This window comes from Streptococcus ruminicola (assembly GCF_011387195.1).
GTDB classification, from domain to species: Bacteria; Bacillota; Bacilli; order Lactobacillales; family Streptococcaceae; genus Streptococcus; species Streptococcus ruminicola.
Window position 1 is genome coordinate 65,317 of sequence record NZ_CP046919.1, and the last position, 13,929, is coordinate 79,245.

Sequence of the window (13,929 nt, forward strand, 5' to 3'; positions counted from 1 at the left end):
AATTTCTTGTTACTGACCTAAAACGGTCTATTCCAAGATAGTTTTTGACACTTACTTCGTAAGCTTTATTTCCCGATTATAAAAGTTCTCCGAACCTTTATAACTCACCCCCGCATGACTCAAAAGCTTGGGGAAGCTTTTGAGGTGGGAAATAGAGTCAAGTGAAGCTTGACATCAAAAAGGTTTGGGGAACCATTTTGAGGTGGGAAATGAAGTCAAGCGCAACTTGATGTCAAAAAAGGGTTGTAAAAGCTGATTTATCAGCACATTAGGACCCACTCAGCAGTGATTGATTGCTCAAACAATTGAAAATTGTTTGAGGTTGGAAATCTACGTCAAAAAGTGCTTAATCAATTGTGCATGGGAAAATAAAGTCAGTAATCGCTGTTTTAATATTTCTTGACAGAGACCTCCAACAATCTATCGCCAGATTGTTGACCTTGTAAATAATCACTATGTAAACAAAGAAACTGGGTACTTTGTCCCAGCCTCCTTTATTTATTCATCTTCATCAACCGCATCGCCTGTAAGTTGTGCAGCATCTGAAATGAATTGCTTATATTTATCTTCTTTGGCTAATTTTTTGATAACTTTATTAACCGTTTTGACAAGTTTTCCGCTACCTTTTGGCATTGCTACAGCTTTAGCATCACCGTCACTTGTTTTCAATGCAAAATTAGCTAGCGCTAAATCTGAATTTTGTGAAAGGTACCCTTCGGCAACTGGTTTTTCAAGGTCAACTGCTTGGACTTGACCAGATTTCAATTCGTTAATAGCCTCACCCATTGCTGTCAAAGAAATGATTTTTGAATCTTTCAATTGTTCTTTAGCCAAGCCTTCTTCAATTGTTCCTTTTTGAACAGCTACTTTAAGACCTGACAAACTACTAATTGAAGTGAATTTATCAAGGTTGCTTGTTTTGACAAGAATGGCATTTTCAGTTTCGTAGTACGGGTCTGAGAAATCGTAAGCATTTTTACGTTCCTTAGTTGCTGACAAACCAGAAATCGCAATATCAGCTTTACCAGTTTGAAGACTTGAAAGGACGTTATCAAAACTCATTGAAGACAATTCAAGTTTAACGCCAAGTTCGTCAGCAATAGCTTTCGCCAACTCAACATCAGCACCGACAATAGTATCTTTGCCATTAACCAAAGCTTTAAACTCAAAAGGTGCATAGTCTGGACTGATTGCAACAACTAGTTTACCTTTTTTAACCACTTTTTCTTGCAAATTTTCATTTGATGAAGATCCGCAAGCTGCCAAGGCAAAAACAGAGACAAATGCAAGTGCCCCTAGAACAAGCTTTTTAATTTTCATATTTATTCTCTCTTCTCTTAACATTATCTCTATTTTATCCATTTTTTTGCGATTAGTCAACGATTTTTGAATAAAAATTCAATTATTTATTCAAACATAAAGATAATAACTCTAATCCCTTTTCTAAAGTTTCTTTTTTACATGAATATCCCAATCTGACATAACCTTCTCGGTCAAAGCGGTTCCCAGGAACCAATAAAACACCGTAGTCTTTGAGCAGAGTCAGGCAAAATTCTTCAATCGGACAAGTGACTTCCAATTTTACAAAAGAGGTTGGTACTTCTGCTGGTCTTATATAGGAAGCTTTTTTCTCTTTTTTTATCCATTGGTCAAGAATTTCAAGGTTCTGTCTGATGATTTTGCGATTACGCTCTAGAATTACGTCCTTATGTTTCAAAGCTAAGCTAGCAACCATATCGTCAAACACACCCGCACAAATCATGGTATAGTCGCGATAATCACGCAAAATATCAGTTACTTTATCACAAGCGGCCACCCAGCCGACACGAATTCCTGGCAGTGAAAAGGTCTTAGAAAGACTATTTACCGAAATTCCCTTTTCATACAAATCAATAATCGACGAAACTTTTGTGTCCGTAAAAGGACGATAAACCTCATCAGCCAAAATATAAGCTCCGCAAGATCTAGCAATAGCGACTAGTTCACGCAGATAATCATCATCCATAACAGCACCCGTCGGGTTATTGGCATTATTAATGCAAATCATTTTGGTATTTGGACGAATCAATTGACGAAGTTCTGCTAAATCTGGTAACCACTTATTTTCTTCACGGACCTGCCATAAATCAACCTCCGCTCCCAAAGATTTTGGAATATCATAAAGTTGTTGGTAAGTTGGATACAAAGAAATCACATGATCCCCAGGTTCAATCAAACCATACAAGACCAGCATATTGGCACCCGTGGCACCGTTGGTTTGGAGAATTTGATTTTCAGTCACAGATTCATATAATTGACTGACCGCCTTTTTAAATTCTGGCGAGCCTTCAATCCAGCCATAATTTAATTTTTTAGCAAGTAATTCCTGATAAAAAGACGTTTCAGACTCCCCAGTCAATTCAAATAATTCTTGCAATGTTAGAGCTTCTATTGACACACCTGCAATGTCATACACAGCTTCTCTTTCGTGGCTATTGAGCCATTCTTCGACTCCAAATCGTGGTAATTTCATCGCTTACCTCTTTTGACTTTCTAAGATTATTTTACCATTCGTAAGGAAAAACTGAGAGCAATAACCCTCAGTTTCTTTTCACTTCATTATTCTGATTCAGAACTACTCTGCGTGTAAGTTGAAGCTTTTTCAATCCAAGCATCAAACTCACCTGATTTCTTAGCTTTCTTGATAACTTTATTCACAGAAGCAATTAACTTTTTATCAGTTCCTTTAGCAAAGGCTACCGCATAAGCATCTGTATCAGTTGATTTCAATGGCATATCTGCGATGGCTAAATCAGGATTTTGAGAAATATAGCCCTCAGCAATCGCTTTTTCTAGCACAACTGCCTGAAGTTGATTATTTTTCAATTCATTAATCATTTCACCGTTTGAAGTTAGTGAAACTAGACTTGAACTTGGTAATTGGTCTTTGGCAATGTTTTCTTGAATTGACCCTTTTTGTGCACCAACAGATTTTCCTGCCAAGCTTTCAAAACTTGTATAAGTCGCTAAATCAGCTTTTTTAAGAATCACGACATTTTCTGCTTCATAATAAGCATCTGAGAACTCGTAAGCTTTTTTACGTTCATCTGTCACTGAAATTCCCGCAATAGCGATATCAGCTTTACCAGAAGTCACAGAAGCGAGAACGTTATTGAAGGACATCACTGAAAAATCAGCTTTAACATCCAATTCTTTAGCAATTGCCTTAGCTAGTTCAATATCTGCACCAACCAAGGTATCTTTTCCATCAATTAAAGTTTTAAATTCAAAAGGTGCAAATTCTGATTCCGTCGCGATGACGATTTTACCTTTATTTTGAATACTTTTTTGACTTGTTCCTGACGTTGAACAAGCTGTCATCGTTCCTAATGCTAAAAGTAGAAACAAACCTCCTAAAAACTTCTTCATATCATTTTCTCCTTAGTTACTTGATTCACTAGTTGACAAAGCATATGCTTCTTGAACAAATTGATCAATTTTTCCTGAATCTTTCAAGTCTTTGATAACTTTATTGACCTCTTTAGTCAATTTGTCGTCACCTTTAGGAAGTGCTACAGCATAAGCATCCGCGTCATCATTTTTCAACTTGATATTGGCAATTGTCAAATCATCGTTATTAGCAGCGTAACCTTCTGCAATTGGTTTTTCAAGGACAACTGCTTGGATTTGACCATTTTTCAATTCATTAATCATTTCGCCATTTTGTGTCAAAGCAACAACTTTTGAACCTTTCAATTGTTCAGAAGCCACATTTTCTTGGATAGATCCTTTTTGAGTTCCGACAGACAAACCAGCTAATGAACTTGTTTTTGTATATTTATCAACGTCTGTTTTCTTAATCAATACAACATTTTCTGATTCGTAATAAGCTTCTGAGAAATTATAAGCTTTTTTACGTTCAGGCGTTGCTGAAATACCTGAGATAGCCACATCAGCTTTACCTGATTGAAGGCTTGCCAAAACATTGTTAAATGACATTGAAGAGAATTTCACTTTAACACCAAGCTCTTCTCCGATAGCTTTTGCAATCTCTACATCCGCACCAACAATAGTATCTTTGCCATCAACTAAAGTTTTAAATTCAAATGGAGCGAATTCTGGATTCATAGCAACGACAAGAGTTCCTTTATCTTTAATATCTGAAACTGATGTATCTTTTTGATTTCCTGAGCCACAAGCTGTCAATAGAAAAGCTGAAGCAACAAGAGCTAACCCACCAAACATTTTACTTACTTTCATAGTCATTTTCTCTTTTCTTTTTTGATATGTATACATTTTATTTAATATTTATACATTTGTCAACCCTATTTTTATAAAAATTCATTATTTTTGTATTTTTTCTGTATATACATAAAACGCGAGGTCTTTTTATCAACCTCGCGTTCTTGTTTATACTCTATTTAATCTTATTTGCTGTGCCAGATTTCATCGTTGTATTGTTCGATTGTACGGTCTGATGAGAAGAAACCAGCCTTAGCAATATTTTTGATAACTTTAGTCATCCAAGATTTTTGATCTTCGTAATCAGCAAGCATTTGTTCTTTAACAGCAATGTATTCTTTAAGGTCAATCAATGTCATGAACCAGTCTTTGTTAATCAATTCATTATAGAGACGTTCAAGACGTTCAGCATTACCATGTTTAACCAATTCATCACTAACAATAAAGTCTACTGCTTCTTTGATGACAGGATCATTTTCATAGTAATCAGTTGCTACGTAACCTTGAGTTGCATAAAGATCAATGATTGTATCTGAATCTTTACCGAATGTATAAATATTATCCATACCAGCAAGTTCAGCGATTTCAACGTTGGCACCGTCCATTGTACCAAGCGTCAAAGCACCATTAAGCATGAATTTCATGTTACCAGTACCTGAAGCTTCTTTAGAAGCAAGAGAGATTTGTTCTGAAATATCTGTCGCAGGAATCAAGTGTTCAGCTACAGTAACATTGTAGTTTTCAACTAAGTGAACATTTAGGTATTTGTTTACTTCTGGGTCGTTGTTAATCAATTCAGACAAGCAAAGGATCAAGTGAATAACATCTTGTGCAATGATGTATGCTGGTGCTGCTTTACCACCAAAGATAACAGTAATTTTACGTTCTGGTAGGTTACCACGTTTGATTTCAAGGTATTTATGAATGACATAAAGGGCATTCATTTGTTGACGTTTGTACTCATGGAAACGTTTGATTTGTGTATCAATAATTGAGTTTTCATCAAGTTCAATACCTTTATTATCTTTAAGGTAACGTTTAAGCGCCAATTTGTTATTGTGTTTAATTTCAGCTAATTTAGCATGAACAGCTTCATCGTCCGCATAAGCAAGTAATTTTTCAAGCTTAGTAGCATCAGTAAGGTATTCATCACCGATAAGCTCTTTAAGGTAATCCGCTAAATCTTGGTTAGCAAATTCAAGCCAACGACGGAATGTGATACCGTTTGTTTTGTTGTTGAATTTTTCAGGGTAAATGTCATAGAATGGTTTCAATTCACTGTTTTTAAGGATTTCAGTGTGAAGAGCAGCTACACCATTTACTGAAGTTGAGAAGTGAATGTCCATGTGTGCCATGTGAACACGACCTGATTCATCAATGATTTGAACAGCTGGATCTGAATATTGGCTAGCAACAAGTTTGTTTAATTTTTCAATGATTGTTACCAAGTGAGGGACAACTTCATTGAGGTAATCAAGCGGCCATTTTTCAAGCGCTTCAGCCAAGATTGTGTGGTTAGTATAACCAACCATGCTTTTCACGATTGAAACAGCTTCTTCAAATTCAATACCATGTTTTTCAGTCAAAAGACGAATCAACTCAGGAATAACCATTGATGGGTGAGTATCATTGATTTGAACATAAGCGTAGTCAGCTAAATCGTGAAGATTTGAACCACGTTCAAGAGCTTCATCAATCAACAATTGTGCAGCATTAGATACCATGAAGTATTGTTGGTAGATACGAAGCAATTCACCATTGCGGTCTGAATCATCTGGGTAAAGGAAGAGTGTCAAGTTCTTCTTGATTTCAGTCTTATCAAATGAAATACCATCATGAATCAAACCATAGTCAAGCCCGTCAATATCAAACAAGTTCAAGTAGTTTTTAGTATCACGTTTGTAACCAAGAACATCAATACGGTCAAGACGAGATTTAAGTGTAAAGTCTTTAAATGGAACATCGTAGCTGATATCAGTTGGCACAAGCCATGAATCTTTTTCAATCCAGTAGTTAGCTTCTGCTTCTTGTTGGTTATCAACGAAGACTTGTTTGAATAGACCACAGTGGTAGTTAAGTCCAACACCTTCACCATTGATACCAAGAGTTGACATTGAATCGATGAAACATGATGCCAAACGTCCAAGACCACCGTTACCAAGTGATGGTTCAAGTTCGACGTCTTCTACTTCTGCAATTGATTTACCAGCTGCAGCAAGTTCAGCTTTAACATCTTTATAGATACCAAGGTTAATTAAGTTATTTGACAAAAGTTTACCAATAAGGAATTCAGCAGAGATGTAGTAAACTTTGCGTTTTGCAGTATTTTTTGGTTTTTCTGCAGCTAATTCTTTAACGTAGTGCAAAAGCGCTACATAGATGTCTTCATTGCTCAATTCAGCAAGTTTTTGGCCTTTCGAAGTTACGTAATCTGTAAATTTAGTTGTCATTATAATATCCCTTTTTCTTTTTTATTTAAATGTATTTTTGCGGCAATAAAGTGCAGTAATGTCTTTCAAGAATGCTTTGCGTTCATCTGTCAAATCTTCTTTTAACATACGCCATTGCCAGTTGCCACCAACAGTATTTGGAATGTTCATGCGAGACTCAGCTGGTTTGTCTAGAATATCTTGCATAGTCGCAATTGCAATATCACTAACCGTTGCAAACAAAGTACGAAGCATTGTTTGTGTGATTGGTTCGTCTTCATGACGATGTGTATAAGCATCAACAAATGCTTTTTGTTCATCAGTCAAGTTGTCATACCAACCATTAACCACTTCATTATCATGTGTGCCGTTATAAGCAACGCTATTTTTATTGCAGTTATGTGGAGCATCGATACTCTTACCTTCGGTATCATAGAAACCAAATTCAAGAATCTTCATACCTGGGAAAGCAGTGTCAGTTAACAATTGCTCAGCTTTGGCATCAATATAACCAAGGTTTTCTGCAATAATAGGAAGTTCGCCAAGCTCGTCACGTACGACATCAAACAAAGCGCGTCCTGGACCAGGTTGCCAGCTACCATCATTTGCAGTTTCGTAATCCCCACGAATTTCCCAATAATCTGAGAAACCTTTAAAGTGGTCAATACGAAGAAGGTCGTAGAGCTTAATCCCCTCTTTAATACGGTAAACCCACCAAGCATAATTTGTTTTCTTGTGGTTTTCCCAATCATAAATTGGATTTCCCCAAAGTTGACCATCATCACTAAATGAATCCGCAGGAACACCAGCAATACAAAGTGGGTTCTTTTCAGCATCAACTTTGAAAAGTTCAGGCATTGTCCAAACTTCTACGCTATCAGCAGAAACGTAGATTGGCATGTCACCAATAATCTTAATACCTTTTTCATTGGCATAAGCTTTTAAATCAGCCCATTGTTGGTAGAAGAAATATTGAGTGACTTTATGGTAAGTGATAACGTCTTTTAGTTTTTCACGATAAGTTTCAAGAGCTGCTTCTTCGCGACGAACAACCGCTTTATCATCCCATTCTTGCAAAGCTTTATTGCCAAAGAATTCTTTAATAGCCATGAATTCAGCATAATCTTTCACCCATGTCGCTTCTTTTTCGAATTCTGCTAGAGCTTTTTGATTGTCAGCACTTTGCATAAATTTTGCAACTGCTTTCTCTAAAATTGGACGACGAGCTTCAAAAATGCGAGCATAATCAACGTTTTCTAAGTCATCACCGAAGTTAACAGTTTCATAGTCTTCTTTTGTTAAATAGCCTTGTTTACAAAGCAATTCTAAATCAATTAAATGAGTGTTCCCAGCTGTTGCTGAGAATGATTGATAAGGGGAATCACCATAACTTGTCGTTGTTAATGGTAGGATTTGCCAGTATGTTTGGTCAGTTTCAACCAAGAAATCAACAAAGTTATAAGCTTCTTGACCAAATGTTCCCACCCCTTGTTTGCCGGGTAATGATGTGATATGCATCAGTACACCACTTGCACGTTTTTCCATATGTTTTCTCCTTTATCAACGATCTTTACACTGCAAATTATAACGCAAGCGTTTGCGTAAGTCAATCATTTTTTGCAAAAAAATATAAAAAAACACCTTAACTGCTAAAACTAATAGCAATTAAGGCATTTATTTTCATTCATAAAAACCGCTAGAAAGGGATTTTATTTGTCTTCAACATGCAATTGACGGACACTTTCACGCTCTCTCAAGGTAAAAGGAACAATGATTTTTTCGGTAATCGCCGTTTCAGGAGATTTAATCAATTCGACCAATCGTCTGAAACTAGTTCGACCCAAATTAGAAACATTAATATCAAATGTTGTCATATAGGGGTGAATCAAAGTTGAATACGCTGAGTTATTGAAGGTGATAATTGAAATATCATCCGGAACCTTCAATTGATAATAAGATAAGAACTGAGCTAATCGAACTGAAATTGTATCAGCAATCACAATCAGAGCCGTTGCTTTACTTGATTCGATTTTTTCAATTAATTCTTCCAAAACCATCGGATTTCTACGATCAAACAACAGTGCTTTATCACTTGTCAGACCAAGCTTTTCCATGCCTCGAAGGTAACCAAAATAACGTTCTGATGACACTTCAGATTTTAAATCATCCGTAACAAATAGAATCTCACGATGTCCTTTTTGATAAAGATATTCAACTGCTTTTTTACCCATCAATTGGTTATCATTATCTATATAAGTAATATCATTTTCGAAACCTTCGGGAGCACCGACAATCACAAAAGGTACATTATTATCCATTAAATACTTACGAACTGGATCTTCTGGATCAGAGTATAAGATAATAAATCCGTCTACACGTTTTTGGCGATACATTAATTTTACTTGTTCTTCTAATTCATCAACTGTCATACCGGTTGCAATAGAAACTGTAAAATCATTTAATTTCGCTTCGCTAGTTATAGTAGAAAGAATTTGCATAAAGAATGGTTCGTTTAAACGATCTGGTGTGATTAACGGTGGAAAAATCAAACCAACATTATACGTTAAGCCACTAGCTAACATTTGGGCAGCTACATTAGGAACATAACCTAACTCTACCATCGCTTTCCGAACTTTGTCTTTTGTTTTCTGAGAAATGGATTTATTATCCTTCAAAACACGGCTAACCGTCGAAGGATTGACGCCAGCTTTAGCCGCTACATCTTTAATTGTAACCATCTAAGTCTCCTTTGCATCTTACATTTTATAATAGATTTACTGTACTGACAAGGTTTTAGAGGTAAAAACTCTTATTTTTATCCCCTATTATACATAAATAAGATATTTCTGCAATTGTTTGCCCTATTTTGTGATTTTTTTTAGAAAAATATTGTTTTTTCAAGCTATTTTATAGTAAAAACTGACCAATATATATCAGATTAACGCACTTATTATCACTTTCTTTGTTTGACCTTTCAAGTTTTTTAAATTTTTTTACTAAAAATGCTTGACAATAACTGCAAACGGTTGCATAATATAAGTGTAAATAATATTACTAATCTTTCTCTAGGAGGGGAAACTCATGAAGAAGAACACATGGAAAAAAATGGTCCTTGCTGGCGCAGGTTTAACACTTGCTGGAAGCGTTTTAGTTGCTTGTTCGAATAACTCATCAACTAAATCATCTTCTGCCTCTGACAGCAAGACAATCAAACTTTGGGTACCAACTGGTGCTAAAAAATCTTACACTGCTATTGTTAAAGATTTCGAAAAAGAATCTGGTTACACAGTTAAGATGGTTGAATCAAACGATTCAAAAGCACAAGAAAACGTTAAGAAAGACCCACAAAAAGCTGCTGATGTCTTCTCACTTCCACATGACCAACTTGGTCAATTAGTTGAATCAGGTGTTATCCAAGAAGTTCCAGAAGATTATGCCAAAGAAATTGCTACAAATGATACTGAACAAGCAGTAGCTGGTGCAAAATACAATGGTAAAACTTACGCTTTCCCATTTGGTATCGAGTCACAAGTTCTCTTCTATAACAAATCAAAACTTTCAGCTGACGATGTTGCTAACTACGAAACAATCACAAGCAAAGCAACATTCGGTGCAACATTTAAAGCAATGAACGCTTACGCAACTGCTCCACTCTTTATGTCAGTCGGTGATACACTATTTGGTGAAAATGGTGAAACTGTTGACGGTACTAACTGGGGTAACGATGCTGGTGTATCAGTTCTTCAATGGATTGCTGATCAAAAATCAAACAAAGGTTTCGTTAACTTGACTGCTGAAAATGCAATGTCTAAATTCGGTGACGGAAGCGTTGCTTCACTTGAATCAGGTCCTTGGGATCTTAAAGCTGCACAAGACGCTGTTGGTAAAGATAATCTTGGTATCGCTGTTTATCCAAAAATCTCAATCGGCGGTAACGAAGTACAACAAAAAGCTTTCCTTGGTGTGAAACTCTTTGCTGTTAACCAAGCTCCTGCAGGTTCAGATACAAAACGTATCGCTGCTTCTTACAAACTTGCTTCTATGCTTACTAGCGCAGAAAGCCAAGAAAACCAATTCACTTACGAAGGTCGTAACATTATTCCTGCTAACAAAGAAGTTCAATCATCAGATAAAGTTCAATCAGATGAATTGGCTCAAGCAGTTATCAAGATGGCTTCATCATCAGACTACACAGTTGTAACACCTAAACTTAGTCAAATGACTACATTCTGGACTGAAAGCGCTGCACTTCTCAGCGATGTCTACAATGGTAAAATTCAAAGTGGTGACTACCTCGCTAAATTGCAACAATTTGACAAAGATTTAGCTAACGCTAAGTAAGATGTTCTGAAGTGGGGAGTTACATCCCCACTTTATTTTTAGGGAAACTCTTGTCGGAGTTATTGCTAAGAACTTTAAGATTAAATTTTTAGCAGTGACTTCCAACAAGATTAATAAAAGGAGTTTTGTATGACTAATTCACACTATTTTGACAGTGTATCAGTTACTGAGGCTTTTAAAAAAGGAAAATTTGATACCAAACTGTCATTTCTGATTATGGGATTCTCAAATTTTTACCATAAACAGATTATTAAAGGTTGTTTGTTTTTACTATCAGAGATTCTTTTCTTAATCACTTTCTTCTCTCAGATTATTCCAAACTTGCAAGGATTAATCACTCTGGGAACACACCAACAAGGTCTTGTTGAACAAACCGTCAACGGGATTAAGATGAAAGTTGCTGTTGATGGTGATAACTCAATGTTAATGCTTATCTTCGGTCTTGCTTCTCTTATCTTCTGCCTTGTTTTTGCTTACATTTATTGGTGTAACCTTAAGAGCGCTAGAAATCTTTATGTCATCGATAAAGAAGGTTTGAAAGTTCCTACCTTTAAAGAAGACTTTGAAACATTGGCAAACGGTCGTTTCCACATGACTTTGATGGCAGTCCCAATGATTGGGGTTCTTCTCTTCACTATCTTGCCATTAATTTATATGATTTGTTTGGCCTTCACAAGCTATGACCACAATCACCTACCACCGAAAAGTTTGTTTGACTGGGTTGGTTTTGCTAACTTCGGTAACATCTTTAACGGTCGTATGGCAGGAACATTCTTCCCAGTTCTTTCTTGGACTTTGATTTGGGCAGTATTTGCTACAGTAACAAACTTCTTCTTTGGTATTGTCTTAGCACTTATTATCAATACTAAAGGTTTGAAATTGAAAAAAATGTGGCGTACAATCTTCGTTATCACAATTGCCGTACCACAATTCATTTCTCTTCTTATCATGAGAAACTTGCTCAGTGATGCTGGTCCAGTCAATGCATTCCTTGAAAAAATCGGACTTATCTCTGCTGCAAACCCACTGCCATTCTTGTCAGATCCACTTTGGGCTAAATTCTCAATCATCATCGTTAACATGTGGGTAGGTATTCCTGTCACAATGCTTGTCGCTTCAGGTATTATCATGAACCTTCCACAAGAACAAATAGAAGCCGCTGAAATCGATGGTGCCAATAAATTCCAAATCTTTAAATCAATCACATTCCCTCAAATCTTACTTGTGATGATGCCAAACTTGATTCAACAATTTATTGGTAACATCAACAACTTCAACGTTATCTACCTTCTTACTGGTGGTGGTCCTACTAACTCTAACTTCTACCAAGCTGGTAGCACAGACTTGCTTGTTACTTGGCTCTACAACTTAACAGTTACTGCAGCTGACTACAACCTTGCTTCTGTTATCGGTATTCTTATCTTTGTTCTTTCTGCTGTATTTAGTCTCTTGGCTTACACAAGAACAAGTTCTTACAAGGAAGGGGTTGCTAAATAATGAAAAACAAAAAAAGATTAACACTGACTTTTGTCTATATTTTATTGATTGTTTTATCAATCATCTGGCTCTTTCCAATCGTTTGGGTTGTTCTTACTAGCTTCCGTGGCGAAGGAACAGCATACGTTAACTACTTCATTCCAAAAACTTGGACGCTGGATAATTACATCAAACTCTTTACCTCAGATGCCTTCCCATTTGGGCAATGGTTTATGAATACCTTATTTGTAGCTTCTGCTACTTGTGTGATTTCAACATTCATTACCGTTGCTATGGCATATTCTCTTAGCCGTATCAAGTTCAAACACCGTAATGGTTTCTTGAAACTAGCTCTTGTGCTTAACATGTTCCCTGGATTTATGAGTATGATTGCAGTCTACTACATCCTCAAAGCATTCAACCTCGACCAAACATTGTTGGCACTTATCCTAGTTTACTCAGCTGGTGCGGCACTTGGTTTCTACATTGCCAAAGGTTTCTTTGATACAATTCCTTACTCCCTTGATGAATCTGCCATGATTGATGGGGCAACACGCGCTGACATTTTCTTTAAAATCACTCTCCCTCTATCAAAACCAATCATTGTCTACACAGCGCTTATGGCTTTCATCGGTCCTTGGATTGATTTCATCTTCGCCAAAGTTATCCTTGGTGATGCGACAAGTAAATACACCGTTGCCATTGGACTCTTCTCAATGTTGCAACAAGATACCATCAATGACTGGTTCATGTCATTCACTGCTGGTTCAGTTCTTATCGCTGTTCCAATCACATTGCTCTTCATGTTCATGCAAAAATACTACGTTGAAGGCATCACTGGTGGTTCAGTTAAATAAGAAGAAGTTACCAACTTCTCCCCTTCTATTTATTAATTTATTTATTAATTATCAAAGAAAGCTTGGAACAATAGTTCCAAGCTTTTTGTATGTATTAAAATCTTCTCATATTATAGGAAGAAAACTTTCTATTCTCACCAAAATTCACGTAAGAAATCGTCTTTCAAACGTTCACGATAAAAGAGTTCATTGAGATTATCTTCTTCAAAAACACGTAGCAAATTTAGCATATCATAAGCTAAGTCAAGGTTAGGTAAATCTTTTCTAGCTACCCATTTAATTTCTCCTTCATCAGTAGAATGAATATCCCCTTCAAAATCAGAAGTTCGGTACAAGAAAACGAGATAACGTTCATCTTCTTTAGTGTACCAATGTTTCATTCCAACTAACTGAGGATTTTTAATGGTAAGTCCTGTTTCTTCTTTGACTTCACGGATAACTGATTCAACTAAACCTTCATGGGCTTCGATATGTCCTCCAGGAAGAGCATAGCCTGACCAAGAATAACGTTTTGGGTCACGAATCTGCATGACGACATTGCCTTTGCCATCTTCAATTAAGCACATATTGGTTAAAATCACACGTTGTGCACGAGACATTTTCTT

11 protein-coding genes are annotated in these 13,929 nt (G+C 36.4%); 3 read left to right on the plus strand and 8 right to left on the minus strand.

All coding sequences use genetic code 11. The features are described 5' to 3' along the window. Positions 1-498 precede the first annotated feature (498 nt). From GPZ88_RS00340 to GPZ88_RS00370, 7 genes are all read right to left on the minus strand, one after another. Positions 499-1,320, minus strand: a complete 822-nt coding sequence (locus GPZ88_RS00340) for a transporter substrate-binding domain-containing protein (protein ID WP_166042877.1) — start codon at positions 1,318-1,320, stop codon at positions 499-501. Between the two features lie 82 nt (positions 1,321-1,402). Further along, complete coding sequence (locus GPZ88_RS00345; RefSeq protein ID WP_166042878.1) at positions 1,403-2,512, minus strand: aminotransferase; 1,110 nt, start codon at positions 2,510-2,512, stop codon at positions 1,403-1,405. 86 nt (positions 2,513-2,598) lie between these two features. Continuing rightward, positions 2,599-3,408 (minus strand): transporter substrate-binding domain-containing protein, encoded by an 810-nt coding sequence (locus tag GPZ88_RS00350; RefSeq protein ID WP_157629153.1) that lies wholly within the window; start codon positions 3,406-3,408, stop codon positions 2,599-2,601. A gap of 12 nt (positions 3,409-3,420) precedes the next feature. Further along, the gene (locus GPZ88_RS00355; RefSeq protein ID WP_333492714.1) at positions 3,421-4,239 is read right to left on the minus strand and encodes an ABC transporter substrate-binding protein; all 819 of its coding nucleotides are present in this window, start codon (positions 4,237-4,239) and stop codon (positions 3,421-3,423) included. A 167-nt stretch (positions 4,240-4,406) separates the two neighbouring features. Next, on the minus strand, positions 4,407-6,671 hold the full coding sequence (gene glgP / locus GPZ88_RS00360; protein WP_074560560.1) for a glycogen/starch/alpha-glucan family phosphorylase: 2,265 nt from the start codon (positions 6,669-6,671) through the stop codon (positions 4,407-4,409). Positions 6,672-6,692: 21 nt separating this feature from the next. Continuing rightward, positions 6,693-8,195: a 4-alpha-glucanotransferase gene (gene malQ, locus GPZ88_RS00365; RefSeq protein WP_166042882.1), complete on the minus strand. Its 1,503-nt coding sequence runs from the start codon at positions 8,193-8,195 to the stop codon at positions 6,693-6,695. Between the two features lie 164 nt (positions 8,196-8,359). Further along, on the minus strand, positions 8,360-9,388 hold the full coding sequence (locus GPZ88_RS00370; RefSeq protein WP_166042884.1) for a LacI family DNA-binding transcriptional regulator: 1,029 nt from the start codon (positions 9,386-9,388) through the stop codon (positions 8,360-8,362). Between the two features lie 343 nt (positions 9,389-9,731). Here GPZ88_RS00370 and GPZ88_RS00375 point away from each other — a divergent pair, with 343 nt between their 5' ends. From GPZ88_RS00375 to GPZ88_RS00385, 3 genes are all read left to right on the plus strand, one after another. Next, positions 9,732-10,991 (plus strand): extracellular solute-binding protein, encoded by a 1,260-nt coding sequence (locus tag GPZ88_RS00375; RefSeq protein WP_157629156.1) that lies wholly within the window; start codon positions 9,732-9,734, stop codon positions 10,989-10,991. Between the two features lie 129 nt (positions 10,992-11,120). Then, complete coding sequence (locus GPZ88_RS00380) at positions 11,121-12,488, plus strand: carbohydrate ABC transporter permease (protein ID WP_157629157.1); 1,368 nt, start codon at positions 11,121-11,123, stop codon at positions 12,486-12,488. Beyond that, the gene (locus GPZ88_RS00385; protein WP_004232368.1) at positions 12,488-13,324 is read left to right on the plus strand and encodes a sugar ABC transporter permease; all 837 of its coding nucleotides are present in this window, start codon (positions 12,488-12,490) and stop codon (positions 13,322-13,324) included. Before GPZ88_RS00380 ends, GPZ88_RS00385 begins: the two co-directional genes overlap by 1 nt. Before the next feature lie 134 nt (positions 13,325-13,458). On the opposite strand, the gene GPZ88_RS00390 is transcribed toward GPZ88_RS00385, so the two are convergent. Beyond that, entirely contained in the window at positions 13,459-13,923 is a 465-nt protein-coding gene (locus tag GPZ88_RS00390) for an 8-oxo-dGTP diphosphatase (protein WP_074965221.1), read from the minus strand. Positions 13,924-13,929 lie beyond the last annotated feature (6 nt).

Coding starts and splice junctions, on each gene's coding strand:
- GPZ88_RS00375 (WP_157629156.1), top strand. CDS start 9,732: ATGAAGAAGAACACATGGAAAAAAATGGTCCTTGCTGGCGCAGGTTTA.
- GPZ88_RS00345 (WP_166042878.1), bottom strand. CDS start 2,512: ATGAAATTACCACGATTTGGAGTCGAAGAATGGCTCAATAGCCACGAA.
- GPZ88_RS00390 (WP_074965221.1), bottom strand. CDS start 13,923: ATGTCTCGTGCACAACGTGTGATTTTAACCAATATGTGCTTAATTGAA.
- GPZ88_RS00380 (WP_157629157.1), top strand. CDS start 11,121: ATGACTAATTCACACTATTTTGACAGTGTATCAGTTACTGAGGCTTTT.
- GPZ88_RS00370 (WP_166042884.1), bottom strand. CDS start 9,388: ATGGTTACAATTAAAGATGTAGCGGCTAAAGCTGGCGTCAATCCTTCG.
- glgP (WP_074560560.1), bottom strand. CDS start 6,671: ATGACAACTAAATTTACAGATTACGTAACTTCGAAAGGCCAAAAACTT.
- GPZ88_RS00350 (WP_157629153.1), bottom strand. CDS start 3,408: ATGAAGAAGTTTTTAGGAGGTTTGTTTCTACTTTTAGCATTAGGAACG.
- GPZ88_RS00385 (WP_004232368.1), top strand. CDS start 12,488: ATGAAAAACAAAAAAAGATTAACACTGACTTTTGTCTATATTTTATTG.
- GPZ88_RS00340 (WP_166042877.1), bottom strand. CDS start 1,320: ATGAAAATTAAAAAGCTTGTTCTAGGGGCACTTGCATTTGTCTCTGTT.
- malQ (WP_166042882.1), bottom strand. CDS start 8,195: ATGGAAAAACGTGCAAGTGGTGTACTGATGCATATCACATCATTACCC.
- GPZ88_RS00355 (WP_333492714.1), bottom strand. CDS start 4,239: ATGAAAGTAAGTAAAATGTTTGGTGGGTTAGCTCTTGTTGCTTCAGCT.